This window comes from Acinetobacter minutum, from assembly GCF_035916735.1.
Lineage (GTDB): Bacteria > Pseudomonadota > Gammaproteobacteria > Pseudomonadales > Moraxellaceae > Acinetobacter.
On the sequence record NZ_JAQIHG010000001.1, the window covers coordinates 38,657 to 61,262 of the forward strand.

Sequence of the window (22,606 nt, forward strand, 5' to 3'; positions counted from 1 at the left end):
CCGATGCTGAAACGTCTTTTCGATATCCTGATCGCCTCGATTGCACTGATCCTTCTGTCACCGGTTTTGTTACTGGTGGCGCATAAAGTTAAAAAGAATTTGGGCTCTCCAGTCTTGTTCCGTCAAGTGCGCCCGGGTTTGGATGGCAAGCCCTTCGAGATGATCAAGTTCCGCACCATGAAAGATGCGGTCGATGCTCAGGGTCATCCCTTACCAGACAGTGAACGTTTAACGCCATTTGGTAAAATGTTGCGTTCCACCAGTCTGGATGAATTACCTGAACTCTGGAATGTGCTGAAAGGTGAGATGAGTATTGTCGGGCCACGTCCTTTACTGATGGAATATCTGCCGCTATACAATGCGGAGCAGGCCAAGCGTCATAATGTCCGTCCGGGAATCACGGGCTATGCTCAGGTCAATGGGCGTAATGCCATTAGCTGGGAAGAAAAATTCAGGCTGGACACCTGGTATGTAGAGCATCAGTCGCTGTGGCTGGATATGAAAATCATGCTGAAAACCGTGCAAAAAGTCATCGCCAAGGATGATATCAATGCTGAAGGCGAGGCCACGATGAGCAAATTTACCGGTACTAAAACGGATAAAGCAGATGACTGATCTCTATGCGGTGTATGGTGCTGCTGGCTGTGGTCGCAGTTTGATGCCGGTTGCACGTGAACATTTGGCCTGTTTGGGTATTCAGGCCACCATCTATTTTATTGATGACAGTTTGACGCAAGCCACTGAAATTAATGGGCATCCAGCGGTGAATTATCAAATGTTTAAGGCCCTGCAAGCTGAGAATAAGTTTGTTTTAATTGCGATTGCCAACAGCCAAGTCCGGGAAAAAATCGCGCAGCGCTTGCAATGTGACAATATTCAGCTCTGGTCAGTACAGGCCAACACTACCGTCATCATGGATGAGGTGGACATTGCATCGGGTGCAGCCTTAAGTCCTTTTGTCACACTCGGTTCCAACATTAAAATCGGTCAGTGTTTTCATGCCAATTTATACAGTTATGTTGAACATGATTGCGTGATTGGTGATTACGTGACCTTCGCGCCGGGTGTAAAATGTAACGGCAATATCCATATTGAAGATCATGCCTACATTGGTGCGGGCGCCGTGATTAAACAGGGGACTCCTGACAAGCCTTTGGTCATTGGTCAAGGTGCTATTGTCGGTATGGGGGCGGTGGTGACCAAGAGTGTACCGCCGGGTATGACGGTGGTGGGGAATCCTGCCCGTATGTTAAAGAAATAATTCTTTGTCTTTAATCAGGAAACATCATGTTAAACACTGCATTTGAGCCGTGGCCAAGCTTTACCCAGCAAGAAGCGGATGCCGTCTCCCAGGTTTTACTTTCAAATAAGGTCAATTACTGGACCGGGCAAGAATGCCGTGAATTTGAACAAGAATTTGCCGAGTTTGCCGGAACCGAATATGCGGTGGCCTTGGCCAATGGCACAGTGGCGCTAGATGTTGCGCTGAAAGCCCTGGGCATCGGCGCCGGAGATGATGTGATTGTTACCTCGCGCACCTTTTTGGCTTCGGCCAGTTCGATTGTGACCGCAGGGGCCAATCCGGTGTTTGCCGATGTCGAGCTGGATTCGCAAAACATTTCCCGCCGCACCATTGAAGCGGTGCTGACCCCGAACACCAAAGCGATTATCTGTGTGCATCTGGCGGGCTGGATGTGCGATATGGACCCGATTATGCAGCTGGCAGCAGAAAAAGGCCTGTATGTGATTGAAGATTGTGCTCAGGCACATGGCGCTCAGTATAAAGGTCGATCTGCCGGTTCCATCGGTCATATTGGCGCATGGTCATTCTGTCAGGACAAGATCATGAGCACCGGTGGCGAAGGCGGCATGGTCACTACCAATGACGAGAACCTGTGGGAAAAAATGTGGTCGTATAAAGACCATGGCAAGAATTACGACAGTGTTTATCATAAACAGCATGCGCCGGGATTCCGCTGGTTGCATGATTCCTTTGGCACCAACTGGCGCATGATGGAAATGCAGGCGGTGATCGGGCGCATCCAGCTGAAACAGATGCCGGAATGGACCGCAAAACGTACTGAAAATGCTGAACAGATTTTAGCCGCTTTTGCACACAGTGCTTATTTCAGTGTGCATCAGCCCTCAACAGAGTATGTTCACGCGCAATATAAATGCTATGTGCAGGTGAATACTAAGGCCTTACCTGAAGGCTGGTCACGCGATCGGATTATGCAGGGAATCAATGCACTGGGCGTACCGTGTTTTAGCGGTTCCTGTTCTGAAGTATATTTAGAACATGCTTTTGACGAGACACCATGGCGTCCAGCTCAGCGTCTGCCAAATGCCCAGCTGCTGGGAGAAACCAGCCTGATGTTCCTGGTACACCCCACCTTGTCTGAACAGAGCATGCAAAAAACCGTGACTGCAATTCAGACGGTGATGGCAGATATTTAAAGCGGAATGGGCGTATAATATGCGCCATTCAGTTTTCTGACTTTTACCGATTTAGAGCCCTTTGTGAAAGACATCATCCGATATTTAGCATCTTTGCCGCGTCGCCAAAAACAAATCGTATTAGTGGCGATGGATATCTGTATTTTGCCTGTGATCATGTGGCTGGTCTATGCCCTCCGTTTGGCAACGCCAAACGTTGCAGTCATGCAGGGGCTTGATTTCTGGTATGTCTATGTGGGCGTTTTTGGCATTCTGGTTTTTACCTTATTGGGTATTTATAGCGCCATTGTCCGTTCCTTTAACGAAGACTATTTACTGCGTTTATCTATTGCGACCTTTATCCAGATTGTGGGTTTATATGCCATAAAAAAACTCAATCTGGCATTTATTCCCATGAGTATTCCACTCATGTACGGCTTTGTGCTGTTCTCTTACATGTGGTGGAGCCGTGCGGTGATTCGTTATGCCACGCTGCGCACTTTTGCCAAAAAACAGAACCGTAAGCGGGTGGCCATTTATGGCGCAGGGCTTGCAGGTCAACAGATTGCGGCTGCCTTGCATCGATCTGATGATTATCTGCCAATTTGTTTTATTGATGATAAAGCCTCGTTGTATGGTCAGTCCCTCAGCGGTTTAAAAATTTATGCGCCGAAAAAAGCCTTGGGTAAATTAGGCAAATTTCATATTGAAGAAATTTTGTTGGCCATGCCTTCGGTCAGTCGGGCACGTAAAAAAGAGATCATCGGATCCTTTGAGCTGGCTGATGTCAAAATTATGGAATTGCCGGGCGTTACCCAGTTGGTTGATGGACAAGTCCAGGTGTCTGACATTCGCGAAGTAGATATTATTGATTTGCTGGGTCGTGATCCTGTGCCACCCAAACAGGAATTGCTGGAAAAAAATATTAAAAATAAAGTGGTACTGGTGACAGGAGCCGGTGGTTCGATTGGTTCCGAACTTTGCCGTCAGATTATTAAAAACGAACCTAAGCTTTTAATTCTTTATGAGTTGTCAGAATTTGCTTTGTACAGCATTGATAAAGAATTACAAACTTCAGGTGTAAAAATTTTACCGGTCTTGGGGTCTGTACTGAATCAGAACAAATTGGAACGCATTATTGCCGAGTATCAGGTACAAACGGTTTATCATGCCGCAGCCTACAAACATGTACCATTGGTGGAAGCCAATCCGTTTGAAGGCATTTATAATACCTCGATTGGCACTGCACGCAGTGTCGATGCAGCGGTGAAGCAAGGGGTGGAAACCTTCGTTTTAATCTCCACCGATAAAGCCGTGCGCCCGACCAATGTCATGGGGGCATCCAAACGGATGGCGGAACTGTACTGTCAGGGTTTGGCGTCAACCCAACCTAAAACTCAAATCAGTATAGTACGTTTTGGTAATGTATTGGGTTCTTCGGGTTCCGTGGTTCCGTTGTTTAAAAAGCAGATTGCGCAAGGCGGACCGGTCACGGTGACTCATCCGGAAGTGACACGCTACTTTATGACCATTCCTGAGGCTGCACAGCTGGTGATTCAGGCAGGAGCTATGGGTACGGGTGGTGACGTATTTTTGCTGGATATGGGAGAGTCGGTAAAAATTGTGGATTTGGCTAAACAGATGATTCGTTTAAGTGGTTTCCGTCCCATTGATGAAAATGGATTGGGTGATATCGAGATTCAGTTTACCAGATTGCGTCCGGGTGAGAAATTGTATGAAGAATTGTTGATTGATCAGGAGAATGTAGAGAAGACCGATCATGAGCGTATTTTAAAATCGTTTGAAATTTTTTATCCATATAATGAAATTATAATGGTTTTTAATGAATGGAAAAATGATTATCATGACAAGTCGGAAATTCCAAACTTATTTGAAAACTTGAAAAAATATGTAGAGGGTTATCGTATATAATTTTGATAGACTAATTTAAACTTGAACAATGGATATTTAAGTGGTTTCAAACAATAAGCAAATAGTTAAAAATTCAATTTTTTTATTAAGCAGAACAGTATTTTTAACCTCAGTAACTTTATATACGCTTAGAGAAGTAATGTCCATAATTGGGGCAGAAGGATTTGGTTTATACACTGTAGTATTTGGTATTGTAGCAATGTTTGCATTTGTTAATAGTGCTTTACTTGCAGGAACGCAAAGATTTTTAAGTATTGATATTGGCAAAGATGATCTTTTTAGGCTAAAAAATACATTTATTTCAAGCATATATATACATATTATAGCTGCGCTATTTATTTGTTCTTTAATATATTTGTTAAGAGATTACCTTTTAGACAATGTTTTAAATATTAAGTCTTATAAGAAGGAAGCATTAGTTGTTTATAATTTTTCTATATTAAGTATTTTTATATCTATATTACAAGTTCCATTTTCATCTTTGATTACAGCTTATGAGAGAATGCAAGCATTTGCTTATTTGGCAATTATAGATGGCTTGCTAAAATTACTGGTTGTATATTTTTTAAGTTTATTTGATTTTAACAAGGTTGTTTTTTATTCATTCTTGTTGACGCTCGTAAGTTTTTTAATATTTATTATTCATATATTATATTGTTATTCTAGTTTTAGAAGAGTGATGATCTTTAATTTTGTTGAATTAAATCAGTTAAAATCATTAATGAAAAATATGCTCCAATTTATGAGCTGGAATCTAATAGGTAACTTGTCAGTTGTAATGAGAAATCAAGGTGCTAATGTAGTATTAAATATTTTTTTTGGTCTCATGATAAATGCAGCTTTTTCAATATCTTTAACTGTAATGGGAGCCATATCCACACTGTTATCTTCAGTTTCCAATGCTATTAATCCGCAGATTTATAAAAACTATGCTAAGGGGGATTTTAATAGTTATTTTAACTTGATAGATTATGGCACAAAATTTTGTATGATATGTCTTTCGATAGTAGCATTTCCTCTAATTTATTGTATGGAATATATTTTAAAGTTATGGTTAAAAATTGTACCTGACTATGCAGTTCAGTTTACTCAATTGGGTCTTATCTTAGTTTTAGTTGAGTCATTTTCAATATTAATTATATCAGCTATTCAAGCTACTGGTAATATTAAAGGAACACAGTTAATAGTAGGCACTCTGCTTTTATTAAATATTCCAATTTCATATGCTTTCTTTTGTCTAGGTTTCTCATCAAAAATTATATTTATTACGCCTATATGTATTTCTATTATAGCTTTTTTTGTCAGAATGTTTTTTTTCATTGAATTGACGAATTATAATTTTAAAAATTATGTCATTAAAGTATTAAAACCTGTATTTTTTGTACAGCTATTAATGTTTATTGGTATATTTCTATATAATTATAGTTTTGGCATACCAAATGAGTTATTTGAATTTATGTGTTTCATGATTTCATTTGGCCTTTATAGTATGTTGTTAGTATACACTATAGGGTTAAATGAATCTGATAAGCTAAAACTAAAATTTATTGTATTTAAAAAGTTGAAATATTGAGATGGGTATGAGTATTGACAGAATTTTAAAAAATGAGCTTTGTACTGGATGTGGGGTCTGTATATCAGAAGATAAAAGTAAGACCTCAAAAATGGTATGGAGTGAGTCAAATTTTCTAGTTCCTAAGTTGACTGAACTATCTACTACTGACGAGATGTATACTGTGTGTCCTTTTAATCCAAATACAAAAAATGAGGATGAACTAGGAAAAATATTATTTGAGGAAACGAGTAAAAACTATAATGATAGAATCGGATTTTACGAGGGGCTTTATGCAGGATATAGTAATAAATATAGAGAAACTTCTTCCTCAGGTGGTATAGCAACTTATATATTTGAAAAAATAATAAATAATAAAGTTGTGGATCATTTATTTATTGTTAAAGAAACTAGCGAAGGTTTTGAATATCAATTATGTAGTGACATTGATGATATTAGAAAAATATCTAAAACACGTTATATGCCAGTGACTTTAGAGAAATTATTCAAAGAAATTGATAATATTGAAGGTAAAGTAGCTGTATCAGGAGTTTCCTGCTTTGTAAAAGCTATACGTTTAAAGCAAGTAAAGCATCCAATATTAAAAGAAAAAATACCATTCGTTGTGGGAATCATTTGTGGTGGATTGAAAAGTAAATATTATACGGATTTTTTAGCACAGTCTGCTGGATGTAATGCTGAATATTCATCAGTACAGTATCGTGTAAAGAAAAATGATAGTTTTGCTTTGGATTATAAATTTTCTTGCAAAGATAATCAGAATGGCAGAATACATATGGTTGATATGTTGAGTTTAGGGGATATGTGGGGAACTGGCTTGTTCAAATCAAACGCATGTGATTTTTGTGATGATGTAATGAATGAATTAGCTGATATTTCATTAGGTGATGCCTGGATAGATCCATATGATAAATCTGGTAGAGGAAATAGTGTAATAATAACACGCAGCCAATTAGCTGAATCATTGGTAAATTATGGTTTAATAAATAAAGAATTGTCTTTGGATGAAATTTCACTCGAAAGAATGATACAGTCACAATCTGGTAGTTTTAACCATAGACATAAGGGTCTCTACTATCGTATTGACAGGTTTTCTAATAAAGACATGATTAATAAGAGAAAAAGGTTTATTTTAAAACAAAATATTTTTTTAGATTTAGTACAATCTCAAAGAATGAAGACACGTGAGCAAAGTTTATACTATTGGAAGAATACAAAAAATACTGCTGAATTTAATGCTTTAATGCATCCATTAATTGTCAAATTAAAAATTTACACTAAAATTCACCATATGCCACAGAAGTTAATAAAGTTATTTAAAAATAAGCTAGGTATGAAATGAAAAAAGTAGCAATTCTAACGCAGCCGCTTCATACAAACTATGGAGGAACTCTGCAAGCCTATGCATTGCAGCAGGTTGTTACCTCTCTAGGTAGTGAGGTAGTAACAATTGATTATCAATGGAAGCAGCGAAGCATAACTAGATATATATTAGCAGTTATTAAAAGTCATCTTTTAAATAGAAAGGAAAAATTCCCTTTTTTTATGAAAGAAAAAGAAATACGAGAAACCAATCATAGTTCTTTTATAAAAAAATATATAAAGCGTTCTGAAATAATATTATCAGAAGAAGAACTGATTAATAATTTTAAAAATAATCAATATGACACAGTAATTGTGGGTAGTGACCAAGTGTGGCGGAAAGCCTACTCTCCAAATATTGATAACTTTTTTTTAAATTTCGTGGATGATTCAACATTAAAAATTGCTTATGCTGCATCTTTTGGTATCGATACTTGGCAATTCAATGATGAAAAGACATTTGAAATAAAAAAATTATTAAAAAAATTTAAGGCAATATCTGTAAGAGAAGATAGTGCAGTAAAATTATGCTCAGAAAAATTGAATCTAGATGTGGAACATGTTCTTGATCCAACTCTTTTATTAAGTTTGAATGATTATATAAATTTAACTGAAGATATAGAAAAAAAACAAAAAGGAATCTTTACATACATACTAGATAATTCAAAAGATAAAGAGCTTTTATTAGGTAGGTTAAAAAAAGAACTGAAATTAAATACATTCAGTATGCAACCCAAAAAAATATATAAAACGGATTTTTTTATAAAAAATCCGGAAGATTATATTTATCCTAAAATAGAAGACTGGTTAGCCTCATTCAGGGATTCAAAATTTATTGTGACTGATTCATTTCACGGAACAGTTTTTGCAATAATTTTTAATAAGCCTTTTATTTCTATAGCAAATAATGAGCGTGGATCGACAAGATTTTTATCATTATTGAAAATTTTTAATTTAGAAAATAGATTAGTGACTTCTTTAGATGATGTTACTGAAGAATTAATTTATAAAAATATAGATTTTGAGAAAGTAAACAGTTTATTGAAAATAGAAAGAGAGAGATCTTTATTATTTCTTCGTTTAGCTTTAAGTAATAATGAGTGATGTATTGATGCCAGCCATAAGTGTAATTATTCCTGTATATAATGCCGAGAAACATTTGCATATGTGTTTGAAGTCATTAAAATCACAAACTTTTAAAGATTATGAAGTTATCATTATTGATGATGGAAGTACTGATAATAGCTTCAATATATGTGAAAAATATGCAAAGCATGATGATCGTTTAACTTTGGTAAGGCAGGAAAATAATGGTGTTGGGGCTGTAAGAAAAAAAGGTCTCGAATATATTAAAGGGAAATATTTATTACAAATTGATAGTGATGATTGGCTAGAATCGTCGATGCTAGAAGATATGTATTCAATCGCCTTAAGAGATAACTCAGATATAGTTATCTGCGATTATAAAAAAATTTTTAATGATGGGAGTATAGAGAATTATAGTCATAATAATATCTGCAGTAAAGAAGAATTAATTATTGGGCTACTAAAGCATAAAATAAATGGTGCTTTATGGAATAAGCTATTTAAAGTAGAAGTTATTTTTTCCAATTTAATTTCGTTCGAAAAAGATATAAATATGTGGGAGGATTTTTTATTTACACTAAGATATCTGAATAATTGTAATAAAGTTTCATTTTTAAATAAAAGTCTTTATTACTATAGAGTAAATGATTCTGGCTTGGTAAAAACTTATAATTCAATTAAGAAAATTCATAACCAGATGTATGTTTCATCTGAAGTTGAAAAGTTGAATTATATTTATAGTAATTTTTCCCAATATTTTATATATTCCAGATTTTATTCGATAATTAATTTAATTAATATTGGTAACTTATATGATCCAAAGCTATGGAAGAGATATAATACGTTAAATACTCTAGATGTACTTAAGAGTGAAATTTCTTATAGGCATAAGATATTATTTTTTTTGGCAAGTAAAAATCTATTTTTCATATTATATTTAATTCAGAAATTAGGTAAAAATATGAAAAAAAGGTATAGTTTTAAGGTTTTTTATGTTTAAAGAAACTTTTGGTAAAAATTCTGTAGAGAGTCTATCTTATAAAAATACAATATTTATGTTTCCATCAACTATTGTTGGTGGTCATGAATTAATGGCAATTCAAATTATAAAGGATATTATTGGCTGTGGTGGAAAGGTTACTGTCTGTTATAATAGGAGTCTAAATTGTCTTGAAAATATTTTCTTAAATTTAAATTTGGATATCATTGATATTCCATTTTCCACACAAAAGTTAGAGATATTCCATGCTTATTTTAATTATTTTTTGATAAATAAAGCTATTAAATTTTTAAAAGATATAGATAAAAAATTTGATACTATTATTTTAGTGCAAGGTGATATAGAACTAGGTAGTATTTACTCTCACGCAGCTAATATTATTAATTGTAAAATTATTTCTTATATACCTTATACCCACACTGCAAAGACTAGAAATAAATTTTTAGCACCATTAAGAGATTTTTTAGGTACACTTGCTTATCAATGGTGTAATAACTATATAACTATATATAATAAAGCTGCTCTAGATATTAAGAAATATAATGACAAAGCAAATGTTAAGATTATAAAAAATAAAGTTAGAAATCTTGATGTTTTTAAATTAAAGATTAAAGATTATGATAAAGATAAATCAATTTTTAAAATTTTCATCATTGGCAGAGTCTACTTCTCTCATAAAGGTCATGATAGGTTGTTAGAGGTACTTAAAAGATTAGATGAAAATTTAATCAGAAAAATTGAGTTGAATATTATTGGTGATGGCCCTGATCTTGATGAATTTAAGATACTAGCTTCCAACATAAAAAAATTAACAACTGTTTATTGGGGGTGGATGTCTGAGCCTTGGGATGAAGCTTATAAAGCAGATCTAATTGTAATACCTTCTCGATATGAAGGGGTGCCTTTAGTCATGTTGGAAGCATTAGCACTGAATATTAATATAATAGCTAGTAATGTTGATGGTATGGTAGATTATATAGATAAAAATAAATTATTTTCAGATAATACCACATTTTTAGAAATATTAGGTAAGGAAATTAAATGAAAATAAATTTATTCAAATTAATATTGTGTATGTTTGTTATTTCAATATTTTTTGCAATATTTGATGGTGTTAGAGGTGGGTTTACACAAAATTATTTCCCATTTTCTTTTTTACGTGATTTTTTTATATTATTTCCAGTTTTATTAATTATATTTTTAAAAAAAATTAAATATAGCAGAGAGATGATTATTATATATAGTTATTTTTTGTTTATTGCTGTTTATACTTTTATTATAAGTTTCTTTTTTTATCCAGATCATATGTATATTCAAGATATGAGGGGGGCTAATACTGCTAAGCCTTTATTTTATTTATATGGTGAGGGTATTGGTAGGTGGATGAAATTTTTTAGTATGCTTTGTTTAATTTATACAGCTACTTATCTTTTTCAGGAAAAGAAAAAATTTTCTTTAAATATTATTTTGAAATCAATTGTTACATTCAGCTTGATTTATAGTGTTTTAACTATTACTTTATTTTTTCTCTTTCCTAATTTATACGATATTTTAGGTAATAAATGGTATGGTAGAATAAGTATTGGTTATCCTACATTGGATGTTTGTTTTTTAAGCTTATCGTTAATTATTTTAAAATATTCAAATATTTCTAACATTAATAAAGCATTTGCTTTTTTTATTTTGGTATTAACTATTTTATTTCAAAATACAACGACAGGATTTGCCTTATTGTTTTTAACATTTTTAATATATTTCTATTCATCGAAACATGTATTTAAATTATTTTCTTTGGTTTTGTTTTCTGTTGTTTTTGGGGTTTTGTATTATATATATATAAATTATACTCAATTTGATATTATTGGCGAGTTGGTTTATAGAAAAGGTAATGCGATATTTTTTGGTAATATCTCAGATGATCCATCATATTTTATAAGAATGCATCAAGTAGACTACATGATTAAATTTTTGACATTCGATCCGCTTTATTTTCTATTTGGTTTTGGAGGAATTGGTTCTGAAGCAACCGAAGTTAATATATACTCTATAATGGGATTTTCTGGTGTTGTTGGGTTGTTTGGATATTTGATTTCCTCTATATATTTTCTCATAAAATCTATTTTGTATCGTAATAGTATTTTACTTTTTTTGATTCTTACATATTGGATTGCAAGCATGTCATTGAATCCAATATACCTGTACTTCTTATATTTTACGTATTCTTTAATTGTGGCTTATGGTTTTTATGTTGAGAAATCATTTTCCATGGATAAATTATAGGGATGATAAATCATTATCTATCCCATTTTGATAGTGTATTGAATTTAATTTACAAAGATAGTTAAATATTCTGTGTAGTTGGGGATATTTACATTATCTAAATTTTGATAATGTAAGTTCCTTTATTTGTTTTTTTGCCAGAATCCAGTTAAAGTTCCTTAGATGATTTTTAATATATGCATTATTGTTAAAAGATTTTTTATTTGTTAAATTTTCAATAGCTTCTTTGATTTCTATTATAGATTTAGGATTAACTAATGTATTAAAATTTTCCTCAGTTATTTCTTTTAATGCACCAATATTTGATGTGATAACTGGTATCCCACAGGCATTGGCTTCAATTACAGGTAAACCAAAACCTTCGTAAAGAGATGGGAATAGAAGACAGATGGCTCCTTTATATAAGCTAGCTAATTGATCTTCACTTAATCGACCTAAAAATATAATATGGTCTTCGATGTTGCATTCTTTTGCTGTGTTTATAAGTTGTTCTGATGGATTGCCAGAAAGTAGTAATTTAATCTTTTTATCAATATTAGCTTGAGCAAATGCACGTAAGGCTCTATCTTCATTTTTATGAAGTTTGCGGTTACCTACAATAAAAATATATGGAAAGCCAGGTTCATATGCTTTTACATTTGGGTGAAATGCTTCAGATACTCCATTATAGATTACCTTTATTTTATCTGAATTTACACCACTCCAGTCTATGATTCTGTTTTTAGAAAACTCTGAGACAGTGACAATGAATGCACATTTTCTACAAGCGCGTTTTAAAATTAAATTATAGTACAGTCTTTTTAAAAAAGAACTGTTCGCATCTAGATCTACATGATTTAAGTCATGCAAAGTAATTGCAGTACGATTTAGAAAAAACAAAGGTGCATTGAACCCTGGAGAATAAAAAAAATCACGGTGAAATAACAAATACAATGTTAGTTTAAATACATCAAATATACTTACAGGGTTACCTCTTAGTTTAATTGGTTTGAATATATTTTCATCATATACTTCTTTAGAGAATCTGCCAATACCATGTTCACCAAACCATCTTGTATCAAAAATTATTTTGCGATTTTGTTTATTCATAATAAACCTTGAATATAAGATGATAGGTACAACAATATTGATAGATATTAAACTAGTTTTTAGAGATTTGAAATAAATTCCACTTGTCTTCAATATATTTTGAAAACTCTTCATTGAATCTATCAGTGGAAAATTTTACTGCATTTAATCTGCAGTTTTCAGGTGAATAAATATGTTGATTATTTTCAAATAAATTCACAGCCTTTATAAGAGATTCAATACTTTGTTCCTCAAAGAATACACCAGTTGGCTGTTGCATATTATTTCCGATTACTGTTTCTAAGGCACCACCTTTACCGAAAGCAATGACAGGAGTGCCACATGCTTGAGCTTCAACAGGTGTAATACCAAAATCTTCTTCTGCAGCAAATACAAAAGCTTTTGCATTACGCATATATTCTTGCATCACATCATTGCTTTGATACCCTAAAATTTCAATATTGCTCGACGCTTTGGCCTTTATTTTTTCCATATCGGGACCATCACCAATAACAACGAGTTTTTTATCTTTCATATGACTGAAAGATTCGACAATTAAGTCAATTTTTTTGTAAGGCACCATACGTGATGCTGTGACATAGTAATTGTCTTTATTTTCTTTAGGTTGAAACATATCAGTATTTACAGGTGGATAAATTACATCTGCTTCACGACCATATACTTTTTTAATTCTTCTGGCAATAAATTTTGAATTCGCAATAAAATGGTCTACACCATTAGAAGTTCTATAATCCCACATTCTAATTTTATGTAAAAGCCAACGTATAATTAAGCTTTTCAGACCTTTATTTAGTTTTAATTCATTCAGATATTGATGCTGTAAATCCCAAGCATAACGGATTGGTGAGTGGACATAGCTAATATGTAATTGATCTGGGCCAGTTAAAATACCCTTCGCTACAGCATGGCTACTAGATATAACAACATCATATTTTGATACATCTAACTGTTCGATTGCAAATGGCATAAGTGGTAGATAATTGCGATATTTTTTTTCGGATAAAGGGAGATTTTGAATAAATGTTGTCTGAGCTATTTTACCTTGGAAATACTGTTCTCTTGAAACATCATCCATGAAATCAATGATAGCGAAGAGATCTGCTTTTGGAGTTGTTTTTAGCATTTCACATAATACACGTTCAGCGCCAGCGTAAGTTACAAGCCAGTCAGCTACTATAGCTGTATCAATACTCTTAGACATATAATATAAATACTCAATTCTTTAAATAGAGCAAGCCTAGCTTGCTCACAGCAGATTAAATTAAACGCGACCGTAGACATCTTCAAAACGAACAATATCATCCTCACCCAGGTAAGAACCTGACTGCACTTCAATGAGTTCTAATGGAACTTTACCAGGGTTTTCCAGAGCATGAGTTTCGCCAAGTGGAATATAAATCGACTGGTTTTCAGTCAGCAGCACCGTTTCATCGCCTTTACGAACTTTGGCTGTCCCGTTGACCACAATCCAGTGTTCCGCACGGTGATGATGCATCTGTAAAGACAGTTTTTGACCTGGATTGACTACAATACATTTTACTTGATAGCGACTGCCATTGTTGATTGAATCGTAGCTCCCCCAAGGGCGGTACACTTTACGATGCTGATCCACCTCAGAACGATGCGTCTTTTTCAATTGTTCCACAATCTTTTTAATGTCTTGTACTTTATTTTTGTTGGCAACCAAAACAGCATCTGATGTTTCAATGACCACTACATCATCTAGCCCAAGTACGCTGACTAAACGATGCTCGGCATGGACCAATGTATTGGTTGTACTCTCCACAATCGTGTCACCACGTAAGACGTTACCCTGTTCGTCTTTGGTACTGATTTCCCAAACACTTTTCCAGGCACCCACATCATTCCAGTCTGCACATAGTGGAACCACTACGGCTTTGTCGGTCTTTTCCATAACCGCATAGTCAATCGAGTCTTCAGGCGATTGCTCAAAACTATCTTTATCTAAACGTATAAAATCTAAATCGTTTTTGCTATTTACTACCGAAGCTTTAGCATGCTGAGCAATTGCTGGGTGATATTTTTTAAGCTCGGCTAGATAAACAGAAGCTTTAAACATAAACATTCCGCTATTCCAAAGGTATGAACCTTCATCAATATAGGATTGAGCCGTATTTAAGTCAGGTTTTTCAACAAATTTTTCGATGTTGTACGCTTGGGTAGCTTGATCTCTTTGGATAGTACCGACTGCTTTAATATAGCCATAACCCGTTTCAGGTGCAGTAGGAACAACGCCAAAGGTGACCAGTTGACCGGCTTCAGCTGCAGCCAAACCAATTTCAATAGATCGGTTAAAAGCGTCTTGTTGATGTATTACATGATCGGCTGCCAGAATTAATAAGACAGGATCTTCACCATAGGAAAGTGCTAAATCAGCTGCTGCTGCAATTGCTGGAGCAGTATTTTTTGCTGTAGGTTCAAGCAAAATTTGAGCATTTATATTCTTCTGACGAAGCTGTTCTGCTACGATAAAGCGATGATTTTCATTGGTAACAATAATTGGATTTTGAAAATTATTGAGGGATTGATTCAGTTTATATATACGTTCAAGTGTAAGTTGAAATAATGTTTGATCTTCAGTAATACTTAGAAATTGTTTGGGATAGCTTGAGCGTGATAAAGGCCATAATCGCGTGCCAGAACCACCAGAAAGAATTACGGGAACCATTGACCGCCTCATTTTATAAATTGTTAATTAATGATAATCTCATAGGTGAAATTAATAGGCTCCATTTTTAGTAAGAATGACCTTTACCGTTTTAATTACGATCATGATATCTTTTAAAAATGACCAATTTTTAATATAAGTGGTATCTAATAAGACACGTGTGTCATAATCCACATCGCTTCGACCACTCACTTGCCAAAGACCTGTTAATCCAGGTTTACTTATTAGATAATAGGGAATTGATTTCTTATATTTGCTGAGTTCTTCTGAAGTAACAGGGCGCGGTCCAACTACGCTCATCTCCCCTTTAAGAATATTAAAGAGTTGAGGTAATTCATCTAAACTGGTTTGTCGAATAAACTTTCCAACTTTTGTAACCCTGGGATCATTTTTTAATTTATAGGAAGTTTCCCATTCTTGCTTTGCTTCCGGATCATTCTGTAAGATTTTTTCCAGTAGCTCTTTGGAGTTTTGAGCCATGGATCTAAATTTTAAGCATTTGAAAATTTTACCATTCCGTCCAACGCGTTCATGTGCATAAAATGCAGATCCACCGTCTGATCTAATAATTAAGAACAAAATCAACATAAAAGGAGACAGGATAGTGATAAAAAAAACTGCAAAAAAAATATCAAATAATCGTTTTATTATTCTAGAAAAAAACCTATTGATCTTAATGTTGTGATTGCTCATTTTTCCCTCATATTGAATCTTAAGTAAGGATTATCTTAGCTTACAGAAAGTTATTCTCTAACTAGCGAAAGGTTAACAGATTCTATGTTTGACTAAAAGTTTTGCATAATTATTAATTGATTAATATTTTATCCAATATTGATATATAATTTAGTTTTTATATTCATTTTCACAAAAATTAGCATCGATGATGATCAAAAAAGCCATTCTTCCCGTTGCAGGCCTCGGTACCCGTTTTTTACCTGCCAGTAAATCCATTCCTAAAGAAATGGTCACCGTCGTAGATCGTCCCGCCATTGAATATGTGGTTCGTGAAGCCGTAGAAGCGGGTATTGAACAGATTATTCTGGTGACCCATTCGTCTAAAGCCGCGATTGAAAACTATTTTGACCGTAACTTTGAACTGGAAACCACCTTAGAACAGAAAAATAAGTTCGATTTGCTGGCCGAGATTAAGGATATTGTGCCTGCACATGTCAGCATTGTTAGCGTACGTCAACCACAACCGCTCGGTTTGGGACATGCAGTTCTATGTGCCAAAAGCATTATTGGTAATGATGATTTTGCGGTATTGCTGCCGGATGTTCTGGTTAAAGCACCACAGGCCAAAAATGATCTGGCGCAGATGATCCAGCGTTATCAAGTTTCGCACGCAGCCCAGATTATGGTGGAAGCTGTACCGGATCATCTGGTGGATCAATATGGCATTGTCGATGTGGCAGATATCCCGGCTGAGGGGGAAAGCCAGCTGATGCAGGGTATTGTCGAGAAACCGGCGGTAGGAACGGCTCCATCGAATCTATCGGTGGTTGGGCGCTACGTGCTGCCTGCAAAAATCATGCAATTGTTAGCGCAGACCCCCAAAGGTGCCGGGAATGAAATCCAGCTGACCGATGCGATTGCCCTGTTACAGCGGACCGATCCGGTTGAAGCCTACCGCATGAGCGGGCAGACTTTTGACTGCGGCAGCAAACTCGGGTATCTCAAGGCCGTGTTACATTATGGCGTTGAACATCCAAAACTGGGTCAGCAATTCAAACAACTGATTCAAGAACTGCCACGCTAACCATCAGGATACACCATGAAAATTGCCGTATTGGGAGATACCTTACAGGCCACGGTGATGGCGGCACTCTGGGCCGAAACCGGGCATCAGGTTTTCTGGTGTCGGGGGTTGAACGCGCAAGATGTTGCGGCATTCAATCTCGATCCGCAGTTGTCGGCGCTGCTGACCCAACAGCAGTCTCAAGGACATGTGGTTCAGCTGGACTTTTCGCAATTGCCTAGCGATGTTGAGGTGTATTTTTTCGCCTTGAATCCTTCCAAATTGGCGCAGGCCCTTGAGCTGGCGCAGCAGTTACGTCATCAACCGATTATTCATCCTAAACTGATGATTAATGGTTCGACCTTTGGTTTGCATGGCACCGCCCGGTTGGCACAGCTGCTGGATCAGGATGCCTGGGTCTATTTGCCGGATATGACCCAGGAAGGTCATCCACTGGAGAATGTAAGCCGGGCCAAACAGGTGGTGATTGGTGTGGATGAAACGCATGAATTCGCCCGTGCACAAATACGTGAGCTGTTACGGCCATTTTTCCCCCTGCAGCATCAATACCTGATGATGCCGATTCTGGATGCCGAATTTACCAAACTGAGCATTTCCGGCATGCTGGCGACCCGCATCAGCTATATGAATGATTTGGCATTGGTGGCCGAAAAACTCAAAATTGACATTGAGAATGTGCGCTTGGGCCTAGGGGCAGACAGTCGTATTGGTGCCAGTTATTTGCATCCCGGTGCCGGTTTCGGGGGCGAGAATTTTTCCCGTGATATTTTAACCCTGTCGGAAACGGTCGCACATACCGGTGTCAGCAGTCGTTTACTGCAACAGGTGTGGCAGATTAACGAACAACAAAAAGAAATCCTGTTCCGTAAGCTGTGGAATTATTATTGCTGTGATTTGTCGGGCAAAACGGTAGCCATTTGGGGGGCTGCGTTTAAGGCGAATAGTAGCAGTATCATCAACTCACCCATTCATCACCTGCTCCAGGCCTTATGGGCTCAAGGAGTCATAGTGAAGTTGCATGATCCGCAAGCCTTGGCGAGTATTACAATGCAATATGGCCAACGTTCAGACCTGATCTTGTGTGAAGATGCTTATCAGGCGGTTGAGGGGGCTGATGCTTTATGTGTGTTAACTGCATGGAAAGCATTCTATAGTCCGGATTATGCACGTTTAAAACAGTTAATGGTTCATCCGCTGATTCTGGATGGCCGTAATATTTATGAGCCGGCTTATGTCAAGGCACAAGGCTTTGCTTATCAGGGGGTAGGGCGCGTATGAATCATGTCGGATTGTTTGCATACTCGGCCAAGTGCGGGACGGTCTGGCAACAGCTTGAACAGTTCGCACAAGGCTTGCAACAGCAGCATTTAACCGAATTGTTTGCGCAAGATTCCAACCGTTTTGAACAGTATTCAGTACGGTTTGAACAGTTATTGCTGGATTATAGTAAACACCGTCTGGATGATCAGGTGTTGCAACAACTGTTTGCCCTGGCGAGGCAGCAGCAATTGCCCGACTGGATCAGCAAATTATTTTCCGAGCAGCCGATTAACTATACCGAGCAGCGGGCGGCCATGCATTGGGCCTTGCGTTTGCCGAAACATGATCAGGGTTATCCGGAACTGGCCAAGCAGGTGCATGAACAATTAGAGCACATGTACCAGTTGGTGGAAAAAATCCATGCAGGCCAATACCGTGGTGCCACCGGTGAGGTGATTCGTGATGTGGTCAATATTGGCGTAGGCGGATCCGATCTCGGTCCACATATGGTCAGCTATGCACTGGGTGATTTTAAAGTGCAAACGGCTCAACCGCTAAAAATGCATTTTGTTTCCACCATGGATGGCAGTCAACTGTCTGATTTGTTGCATCAGTTGCGTCCTGAAACCACCCTGTTTGTGATTTCATCCAAATCGTTTGGCACGATTGATACCTTATCCAATGCACAAACGGCACGTTTATGGCTGGAAAAAGCACTGGGTACCTATCCACATATTGTGAAAAACCATTTTATCGGGGTATCCACCCGAGCGGATAAAATGAGTGACTGGGGTATCGCCACTGAAAACCAGCTGTTACTCTGGGACTGGGTCGGTGGCCGTTATTCGCTGTGGTCGTGTATTGGTTTGCCGATTGCCTTAACCATTGGCGTGGAAGGCTTCCAGCAATTGCTGGCAGGTGCACATGCCATGGATCAGCATTTCCAGCAGGCTCCATTTGAGGCTAATCTTCCCGTATTAATGGGATTACTTGGTATTTGGAACAGCAATTTTCTCGACATGCAGACCCATGCGGTGTTGCCTTATGATGGCCGTCTGAAATATTTTGCGGCTTATTTGCAGCAACTGGAAATGGAATCCAATGGCAAATCGGTACAGCGCAATGGTGAAAAAACCGATCTCAATAGCTGCCCGATTATCTGGGGCGAAGTCGGACCGAATGCCCAACATGCTTTCTATCAGTTATTGCATCAGGGCACACAGGCGGTGAGTTGTGATTTTATCGCTCCGGTGCAGCGTTATAATGCCGATCATTTCACCTACGTGGAAAATGCCGATGCCTTGATTGAACAGCATCATTTGGCACTGTCTAACTGCCTGGCACAGTCCCGTTTACTGGCCTTTGGCAATCAGGCCCTTGATTCTGGCGAACTGGAACAATTACCCGCCTATAAACAATATGAAGGCAATCAGCCGAGTTCGACCTTGCTGTTAAAAGAGTTGAACCCTTACAGCTTGGGAATGCTGATTGCCCTGTATGAACATAAGGTATTTGTGCAATCGGTGATCTGGAATATCAACCCATTTGACCAGTGGGGCGTGGAAAAAGGCAAGGAAATTGCCAACCAGTTACTGCCGATTTTAAACGGTCAGCAAACTGATTTATCCGCGCTGGATGCCTCAACACAAGGCCTGCTCAAAGTTTTATTGGGAAAAATCCATGACTAAAATTTTAGTGACCGGCGGTGCCGGTTATATCGGTTCGCATACCTGTGTCGAGTTGCTGAACGCAGGTTATGACGTGGTTGTGCTGGATAACCTGTCGAATAGTTCAGTGGAGTCGCTGAACCGGGTACAGCAACTGAGCGGCCGTACCTTGCATTTTATTGAAGGGGATATCCGTAATGCTGAGGTGCTGGATCAGATTTTTACCCAGCATCAGATTGATGCGGTGATTCATTTTGCCGGACTGAAAGCTGTGGGTGAAAGCCAGCAGATTCCATTGACCTATTTTGACAACAATATCGCAGGTTCCATCAGTCTTGCACAAGCGATGCAACGCGCAGGGGTGTTCACCCTGGTGTTTAGTTCATCCGCCACGGTGTATGGTGAAGATCATCCGTCACCGCTGAATGAAAACATGCCGACGGGTATGCCGACCAATAACTACGGTTATAGCAAGCTCATTGTGGAGCAGCTGCTGCAAAAATTGTCTGCTGCGGATGGACGCTGGTCGATTGCCTTATTGCGTTATTTCAATCCAGTCGGTGCGCATCCAAGTGGCCGTATGGGTGAAGACCCGCAGGGCATTCCCAATAATTTAATGCCTTATGTAACGCAAGTGGCTGTCGGCCGTCGTGAAAAACTGTCGATTTATGGCAATGATTATGACACGGTGGATGGCACCGGCGTGCGTGACTACATCCATGTGGTGGATTTGGCCCATGCGCATTTATGTGCGCTGAATAATCGCCTGAAAAATGTGGGCTGTCGTGCCTGGAATATTGGTACAGGCAATGGTTATTCCGTCTTGCAAGTGAAAAATACCTTTGAACGGGTCAATGCTGTGCCAGTTGCCTTTGAATTTGCACCGCGTCGTCCGGGGGATGTTGCGACCTGTTTCGCCGATAATAGCCGTGCAGTGACTGAACTGGGCTGGACAGCACAATATGGCCTGGAGGAGATGTTGCGTGATAGCTGGAACTGGCAACAGCAGAACCCTCAGGGCTATGCAAAATAAATCCTCAACATTCAGCTATAAAAATGGGATCTTCAAGATCCCATTTTTATTTGTAAAGCATTTTAGCCTAGAATCAAAGCCGTCAGTTCATCCACATAATGACTCATCGGACGGGCTGTTTTAGCTGCCTGACTCTCGATGTTGAGTCGTAATAACGGTTCAGTGTTAGACGCACGGACATTCACACGCCAGTCACCAAAATCCAGGCTCACTCCATCGGTACGGTCGATGGCTGGATTCTGTTCAGCATAGTGATCAAAGATCCGTTGAATGGTACTTTGCGTATCAGCCACTTTAAAATTGATTTCACCTGAACATGGGAAACGCTCAATCATGTTTTCCACCAGGATCGACAGGGATTGCTGGGTTTCCGAGAGCAGGGCAATGGTCAGTAACCAAGGAATCATGCCGCTGTCACAATAAGCAAAATCACGGAAATAATGATGGGCACTCATTTCACCGCCATAGATGGCATTGTGTTCACGCATGACCTGTTTGATAAAAGCATGGCCGGATTTGGATTGCACGGTTTCACCCTGGTATTGCTGCACAATATCCAAGGTATTCCAGACTAAACGCGGGTCATGCACGATTTTCTCGCCTGGCTGCTTGATCAGGAAGGCTTGTGCCAGTAAGCCGACAATATAGTAGCCTTCAATAAACTGGCCTTTTTCATCAAACAGGAAGCAGCGGTCAAAATCCCCATCCCAGGCAATGCCCATATCAGCTTTGTGCTCGAGAACGGCATTACGGGTACTGTCACGGTTTTCGATCAGTAACGGGTTAGGAATGCCATTTGGAAAGGTACCATCGGCTGCATGATGGATTTTGATGAATTGCACAGGCACATTCAGTGTCTGGAATCTCTCTTCAATGGCATCAATCACATGACCTGCAGCCCCATTGCCCGCATTCACCACCAGTTTGAGCGGTCGAATTTGCTTTGGATCAATGTAGGTCATGAGATGATCGATGAATTCCGGCAGAATATTGTAGGGTTTACAGCTACCTTTTTGTTGCACTTCAATGAATTCACCTGACTCAGCCAAGGCTTGGATTTCTTTTAAACCGGTATCTGCACTGATCGGACGGGCATTTTCACGCACCAGTTTCATGCCGTTGTAGTCCATTGGATTATGACTGGCAGTGACTTCAATGCCGCCTTGTACATCCAGATGGAACGCCCCGAAATAAACTTCTTCTGTACCGGTCATGCCAAGGTCGAGCACATCAACACCCGCATCATTCAGACCTTTGATGGTGGCCTGTTTCAACGCTTCACTGCTGAGTCGGATATCACAGCCGATTACCACTGTTTTAGGCTGGTAGATCTGTCCATAAGCACGGCCAATTTTATAGGCAATTTCTTCATTCAGTTCTGTGCCGAGTTTGCCACGAATATCATAGGCTTTAAAGCAAGTCAGTGTTGTCATAAAGAAT

At 37.9% G+C, this 22,606-nt stretch carries 19 protein-coding genes; 14 read left to right on the forward strand and 5 right to left on the reverse strand.

From position 1 onward, the window contains the following. Positions 1-3: 3 nt before the first annotated feature. The 10 genes from PAE54_RS00190 to PAE54_RS00235 all read left to right on the forward strand — a co-directional run bounded on the left by PAE54_RS00190 (position 4) and on the right by PAE54_RS00235 (position 11,669). The gene (locus PAE54_RS00190) at positions 4-615 is read left to right on the forward strand and encodes a sugar transferase (RefSeq protein WP_326517966.1); all 612 of its coding nucleotides are present in this window, start codon (positions 4-6) and stop codon (positions 613-615) included. Then, the gene (locus tag PAE54_RS00195; RefSeq protein ID WP_326517967.1) at positions 608-1,261 is read left to right on the forward strand and encodes an acetyltransferase; all 654 of its coding nucleotides are present in this window, start codon (positions 608-610) and stop codon (positions 1,259-1,261) included. Before PAE54_RS00190 ends, PAE54_RS00195 begins: the two co-directional genes overlap by 8 nt. Positions 1,262-1,287: 26 nt before the next feature. Continuing rightward, positions 1,288-2,457 carry a DegT/DnrJ/EryC1/StrS family aminotransferase gene (locus PAE54_RS00200; RefSeq protein WP_326517968.1) on the forward strand — a complete coding sequence of 390 codons (1,170 nt, stop codon included), beginning with the start codon at positions 1,288-1,290 and terminating at the stop codon, positions 2,455-2,457. A 63-nt stretch (positions 2,458-2,520) separates the two neighbouring features. Next, on the forward strand, positions 2,521-4,368 hold the full coding sequence (locus PAE54_RS00205) for a polysaccharide biosynthesis protein (RefSeq protein WP_326517969.1): 1,848 nt from the start codon (positions 2,521-2,523) through the stop codon (positions 4,366-4,368). A gap of 40 nt (positions 4,369-4,408) precedes the next feature. Further along, entirely contained in the window at positions 4,409-5,941 is a 1,533-nt protein-coding gene (locus PAE54_RS00210) for an MATE family efflux transporter (protein ID WP_326517970.1), read from the forward strand. A gap of 7 nt (positions 5,942-5,948) precedes the next feature. After that, positions 5,949-7,283 carry a Coenzyme F420 hydrogenase/dehydrogenase, beta subunit C-terminal domain gene (locus PAE54_RS00215; RefSeq protein WP_326517971.1) on the forward strand — a complete coding sequence of 445 codons (1,335 nt, stop codon included), beginning with the start codon at positions 5,949-5,951 and terminating at the stop codon, positions 7,281-7,283. Then, the gene (locus tag PAE54_RS00220; RefSeq protein WP_326517972.1) at positions 7,280-8,407 is read left to right on the forward strand and encodes a polysaccharide pyruvyl transferase family protein; all 1,128 of its coding nucleotides are present in this window, start codon (positions 7,280-7,282) and stop codon (positions 8,405-8,407) included. The genes PAE54_RS00215 and PAE54_RS00220 overlap by 4 nt, the downstream gene beginning before the upstream one ends. Beyond that, entirely contained in the window at positions 8,400-9,389 is a 990-nt protein-coding gene (locus PAE54_RS00225) for a glycosyltransferase family 2 protein (RefSeq protein WP_326517973.1), read from the forward strand. The genes PAE54_RS00220 and PAE54_RS00225 overlap by 8 nt, the downstream gene beginning before the upstream one ends. After that, entirely contained in the window at positions 9,382-10,434 is a 1,053-nt protein-coding gene (locus PAE54_RS00230; RefSeq protein WP_326517974.1) for a glycosyltransferase, read from the forward strand. Before PAE54_RS00225 ends, PAE54_RS00230 begins: the two co-directional genes overlap by 8 nt. Then, a complete protein-coding gene (locus PAE54_RS00235; protein WP_326517975.1) occupies positions 10,431-11,669 on the forward strand; it encodes a hypothetical protein in 1,239 nt (412 codons plus the stop codon). Before PAE54_RS00230 ends, PAE54_RS00235 begins: the two co-directional genes overlap by 4 nt. Before the next feature lie 93 nt (positions 11,670-11,762). On the opposite strand, the gene PAE54_RS00240 is transcribed toward PAE54_RS00235, so the two are convergent. Genes PAE54_RS00240 through PAE54_RS00255 form a run of 4 tightly spaced genes read right to left on the reverse strand, consistent with a single transcriptional unit; the run spans position 11,763 to position 16,140 of the window. Continuing rightward, positions 11,763-12,758, reverse strand: a complete 996-nt coding sequence (locus tag PAE54_RS00240) for a glycosyltransferase family 4 protein (protein WP_326517976.1) — start codon at positions 12,756-12,758, stop codon at positions 11,763-11,765. A gap of 52 nt (positions 12,759-12,810) precedes the next feature. Further along, complete coding sequence (locus tag PAE54_RS00245; RefSeq protein ID WP_326517977.1) at positions 12,811-13,959, reverse strand: glycosyltransferase family 4 protein; 1,149 nt, start codon at positions 13,957-13,959, stop codon at positions 12,811-12,813. A gap of 60 nt (positions 13,960-14,019) precedes the next feature. Next, the gene (locus PAE54_RS00250; protein WP_326517978.1) at positions 14,020-15,447 is read right to left on the reverse strand and encodes a mannose-1-phosphate guanylyltransferase/mannose-6-phosphate isomerase; all 1,428 of its coding nucleotides are present in this window, start codon (positions 15,445-15,447) and stop codon (positions 14,020-14,022) included. Between the two features lie 51 nt (positions 15,448-15,498). Next, on the reverse strand, positions 15,499-16,140 hold the full coding sequence (locus tag PAE54_RS00255) for a sugar transferase (protein ID WP_326517979.1): 642 nt from the start codon (positions 16,138-16,140) through the stop codon (positions 15,499-15,501). Positions 16,141-16,330: 190 nt separating this feature from the next. Between PAE54_RS00255 and galU the strand changes: the two genes are divergently transcribed. The 4 genes from galU to galE are packed head-to-tail and all read left to right on the forward strand — an operon-like array spanning position 16,331 to position 21,166. Next, positions 16,331-17,206 (forward strand): UTP--glucose-1-phosphate uridylyltransferase GalU, encoded by an 876-nt coding sequence (gene galU, locus PAE54_RS00260; RefSeq protein ID WP_326518078.1) that lies wholly within the window; start codon positions 16,331-16,333, stop codon positions 17,204-17,206. A 15-nt stretch (positions 17,207-17,221) separates the two neighbouring features. Continuing rightward, the gene (locus PAE54_RS00265; protein ID WP_326517980.1) at positions 17,222-18,484 is read left to right on the forward strand and encodes a UDP binding domain-containing protein; all 1,263 of its coding nucleotides are present in this window, start codon (positions 17,222-17,224) and stop codon (positions 18,482-18,484) included. Further along, positions 18,481-20,154, forward strand: coding sequence for a glucose-6-phosphate isomerase (pgi, locus tag PAE54_RS00270; RefSeq protein WP_326517981.1), 1,674 nt, complete (start codon positions 18,481-18,483; stop codon positions 20,152-20,154). Before PAE54_RS00265 ends, pgi begins: the two co-directional genes overlap by 4 nt. Further along, on the forward strand, positions 20,147-21,166 hold the full coding sequence (gene galE, locus PAE54_RS00275) for a UDP-glucose 4-epimerase GalE (protein ID WP_326517982.1): 1,020 nt from the start codon (positions 20,147-20,149) through the stop codon (positions 21,164-21,166). Before pgi ends, galE begins: the two co-directional genes overlap by 8 nt. A gap of 62 nt (positions 21,167-21,228) precedes the next feature. Here the strand turns inward: galE and PAE54_RS00280 are convergent, their stop codons facing one another. Next, on the reverse strand, positions 21,229-22,599 hold the full coding sequence (locus PAE54_RS00280; protein ID WP_326517983.1) for a phosphohexomutase domain-containing protein: 1,371 nt from the start codon (positions 22,597-22,599) through the stop codon (positions 21,229-21,231). Positions 22,600-22,606 lie beyond the last annotated feature (7 nt).